Annotated in this window: 3 protein-coding genes; 1 reads left to right on the top strand and 2 read right to left on the bottom strand. The window is 50.2% G+C overall.

What is annotated here, in order from left to right:
- Together B2751_RS07720 and B2751_RS07715 are read right to left on the bottom strand one after the other, a co-directional pair.
- Positions 1–365: beta-ketoacyl synthase N-terminal-like domain-containing protein (locus B2751_RS07720; RefSeq protein WP_290774147.1), on the bottom strand; the 365-nt coding region annotated here is incomplete at its 3' end.
- Positions 366–382: 17 nt separating this feature from the next.
- Positions 383–2,800: a 3-hydroxyacyl-CoA dehydrogenase/enoyl-CoA hydratase family protein gene (locus B2751_RS07715; RefSeq protein ID WP_290774083.1), complete on the bottom strand. Its 2,418-nt coding sequence runs from the start codon at positions 2,798–2,800 to the stop codon at positions 383–385.
- 183 nt (positions 2,801–2,983) lie between these two features.
- Between B2751_RS07715 and B2751_RS07710 the strand changes: the two genes are divergently transcribed.
- Positions 2,984–3,631: a class I SAM-dependent methyltransferase gene (locus B2751_RS07710; RefSeq protein WP_290774080.1), complete on the top strand. Its 648-nt coding sequence runs from the start codon at positions 2,984–2,986 to the stop codon at positions 3,629–3,631.
- Positions 3,632–4,072 lie beyond the last annotated feature (441 nt).

Below are 4,072 nucleotides of genomic sequence, written 5' to 3'. Positions count from 1 at the left end.
ACTTGACTCATCGATTCAAGTCCACCAGCGACAACCGCAGTTGCTTGCCCTGTCATGATCTTCATCGCCGCGTCAGCGATCGATTGTAGTCCACTTGAACAATACCGGTTGATCGTTATTGCCGGTACCTCATGGGATAAACCACCGAGGACTGAAGCGTAACGGGCGATGTTCATCCCCTGCTCTGCTTCCGGTAAGGCACATCCGAGAATGACGTCATCGACCGCTCCCGTGTAACCGGACCGTTTCAACGTTTCTTGGATGGCGATGCCTGCTAATTCATCCGAGCGCATCGATTTGAATGCGCCCTTTTTTGCTTTTCCGACCGGTGTTCGTGCACCGGCGACGATTACTGCTTCCTTCATCCGAATCCCCCCAGTCCTCAGTTACGAAGCGGCTTGCCTTTGACGAGCATGTGCTGCATCCGTTGTTGTGTCTTCATCTCACCGATCAGGCTCAAGAATGCTTCCCGTTCGATGTCGAGCATATATTGTTCATCGACGTGGCTACCGAAGGCGACGTTTCCGCCGGCGATGACGTGTGCGAGTTTACTAGCGATTTTCAAATCGTGTTCCGAGATATAGCCGCCGTAGAACATTTCGCGAGTCGCGAGTTCAAGCGTCGCTTTCCCAGCACGACCGACGACTGGAATCTTCGCTTTCGCTGGTGCCGTGTAGCCGGTCCGGTCCAGTTCAAGGACGAGTTGTTTCGCATCATACGTCAAGTGATCTCGGTTCATCGAGATCTGATCAACGGAGCGGACATATCCGAGTTCGCGTGCTTCAAAGGCTGATTTTGAGACTTTTGCCATCGCGACGTTTTCGAACGTTTTTTGTGCTGCTTTCTCGATATTAACGAGTCCGTCTGGTGTGTTTTCTAACAGTCGACGGTACGTATTGACGTTTCCGCCGCCTCCTGGAATTAGACCGACACCGACTTCGACGAGACCCATGTACGTTTCAAGACCAGCTTGCAGGCGAGCTGCCGGAAGCGAGATTTCTGTACCGCCACCAAGCGTCATCCCTTGTGGAGCAGCGACGATCGGACGCGATGCGTAACGAATCTTTTGAATCGATTGTTGGAACTTGTTGATGATCCAGTCGAGTTCGAACCAGTTCTCATCTTCCGCTTCCATCAGCATCATCGCTAGGTTCGCACCGACACAGAAGTTCTTGCCATCGTTCGCGATGACGAGACCACGGTGATTTTTCTCAACGAGATCGACCGACTGTTCGATCATCTGCATGATGTCGACACCGATCGCATTGCTCTTCGATGTGAACTCAAGGACTGCGACATCATCGCCGATATCAAGCAAACGTGCCCCATTGTTCTCAAGGAGAACACCGTTTGACTTCCGGACATCGCGGAGTCGGATCTCCTTCGGATTGACCGTTGCTCCGACGTAGTCTTGTGTCGTTACGTCATAATGACGACCGGACGCATCATAGAAACTCGTTTTTCCTGCTGCGAGCATCTCATCGACCCATGCCGGTACTTCGTAACCGTCTTGTTTCATCTTCGCAACCGTCTTCTCGACACCGAGTGCGTCCCATGTCTCGAACGGTCCCATCTTCCAGCCGAAGCCCCATTTCATTGCTTCGTCGATCGCTTTGATGTCGTCTGCGATCTCACCTGTCAGCTGAGCCGAGTAGAGCAATGTTTTCGCGTGGATTGGCCAGAGTAACGCGCCGACACGATCTTGTGCGAAGACGACGGCTTTCAGTTTGTTTTTTGCGCCCGGAAGTGCTTTGGCTTGTCCGATCGACGGTTCGGTAAGCGCTTTCTTTTCAACGTAATCAAATGTTTCGAGATCGAGTTCAAGGATCTGTTTTCCGACTTTCTTATAGAATCCTTGACCCGTCTTCGCACCAAGCGCTCCTTGTTCGACAAGGCGACGCATCTCAGCCGGCACCGCGAACGTCTCCTTCTCTTCGCCTTCCGGCAACAAGTCATAGACGTTGTTTGCAACATGGACGAATGTGTCGATGCCGACGACGTCGAGTGTCCGGAACGTTGCTGACCCTGGGCGGCCAAGCAGTGGACCTGTGACGGAATCGACCTCCCCGATCGAATAGCCACCTTTTTTCATCTCATCCATCGTCACGAGGAGACCGTATGTCCCGATTCGGTTGCCGATGAAGTTCGGTGTGTCCTTCGCAATGACGACACCTTTCCCGAGTCGTTCCTCTGCGAATTGTTTCATGAAATCGACGACACGTGGATCCGTGTCTGACGTCGGAATCAACTCGAGTAACTTCAGATAACGTGGTGGGTTAAAGAAGTGCGTTCCGAGGAAACGACGATTGAACGATTCCGAGCGTCCCTCGCGCATCGCTTCGATCGAGATGCCTGATGTGTTTGAGCTGACGATCGCGTCTTCCCGAATGAACGGTTCGATTGTTGCGAACAATTGCTGTTTGACGTCAAGTCGTTCAACGACGACTTCAACGATCCAGTCTGCTTCTTTCAGACGTTCTAAGTCGTCTTCTAAGTTTCCGATCTCGATGAAATCAATCAATTTCTTAGACGCGAGTGGTGCTGGGTTTTGTTTCAAGAGTTTTTCGCGATTATCGCGCGCGATGCGGGAACGAACGCGCGGATCACTCAGCGTCAAGCCCTGCTTCTCTTCTTGTGCCGTAAGTTCTTTTGGTACGATATCAAGCATCAATGTCCGTATGCCAGCATTCGCAAGATGTGCCGCGATGCCTGCACCCATCACCCCTGAACCGATGATGACGGCGAATTGGATGTGTTTCGTCAACTGGATTGTGGTCGGCTGACCGATTTGACTCGCCATGATATACCCCCTGAGTTTAAATTGAATGAACAACCATTCATTATACTGACAAAAAAAGAAGCCAATCGGTTTTCGTTTGCTTCTTCTACATCTTCATCATAAATGAATAATGATTCAGTAGCAATAAAAAATCAGTCAATGGACAAATTTTCCTGTTAGACTGTTGAAAAGGAGTGGATGCAAATGAGTCAAACCGAGAACGTATGGAATCAAAAAGCCGCTGACTGGGCGGAGCGCGCTGATGATATGTGGACGAACGGCAGCCGCAAAACCGTTTTACCGTTCTTACGAAAAATGATCACCGGTGGTCTGTTGCTTGATCTCGGTTGTGGTGATGGTGCCGCCTGTCGACTACTGACACCGGACTTTCAGACAGTCGGACTCGATGTCTCAGACGAAATGATTCGAATCGCGCGTCAGAAATCACCCGAGCAGACGTTCATCGTTGGAACGGGCGAAGCATTGCCGTTCGCTAATCATGCATTTGACGTCGTTCTTGCCGTCAACTCACTCGAATGGTCGACACGTCCCGTTCAAGTACTGCAAGAAATCGAACGGGTTGCCCCACTTGTCGTCATCAGTCTACTTGGTCCGACAGCCGCTCCGCGTCAACTTGCTTACCGTCGTCTGTACGGTGAAGAAGTCGCGATGGGAAATACGATGATGCCGTGGGAATTGCTGCAGCTAGCAAAAGAGCGTGGCTGGACGTTGCTCGATGAAGCAGTCATCCAAAAGGAAGGAGCCGTCATGACGGGGCATCGGTTACTTGACCAAGCACATGCTTTCTCCTGTTTATTTGCTTTTCAGACGACGGCTGTAAGGGAGAGATAAATATGTCACACAGTACCTTTTATACGTCTATATTAATAGCTTTATGTATTGTTTTTTTATTTTACATTGATGCTCTCGATGTTCTAGAAAGATGGCAATTCTTCCTACTCTTTATTGGTCTCTTATTCTGTATACAGGCATTGGGGGACCGTTTATTTCGACGTTATCGGGAGAAACGTTTCCAACCACAAACTACTGTCTTCTTAATGATTGGTTTATTTGCTGGGATGGTGTTTCTAGGTAATATCATTCGGCCATGATGCGAAATGAACGATGTAACGCACTATTCACCTCACTGTCTTCTCACCCGCTTTCCTCAGGCGAGACACAAGCCAGTCTTCCTCATCCTTCGGATGACGAACCCGGGTCTTGTTCGTCTCTGAAAGCGCGAGTTAAAACATCGCGCTTTTTCCTGAAGGAGTCGGGTGAAGACATGTGAGG

This window comes from Exiguobacterium sp. UBA6282 (genome assembly GCF_002440475.1).
Lineage (GTDB): Bacteria > Bacillota > Bacilli > Exiguobacteriales > Exiguobacteriaceae > Exiguobacterium_A.
This window is presented reverse-complemented; position numbering and strand designations above follow the sequence as displayed.

Coding starts and splice junctions, on each gene's coding strand:
- B2751_RS07710 (WP_290774080.1), top strand. CDS start 2,984: ATGAGTCAAACCGAGAACGTATGGAATCAAAAAGCCGCTGACTGGGCG.
- B2751_RS07715 (WP_290774083.1), bottom strand. CDS start 2,800: ATGGCGAGTCAAATCGGTCAGCCGACCACAATCCAGTTGACGAAACAC.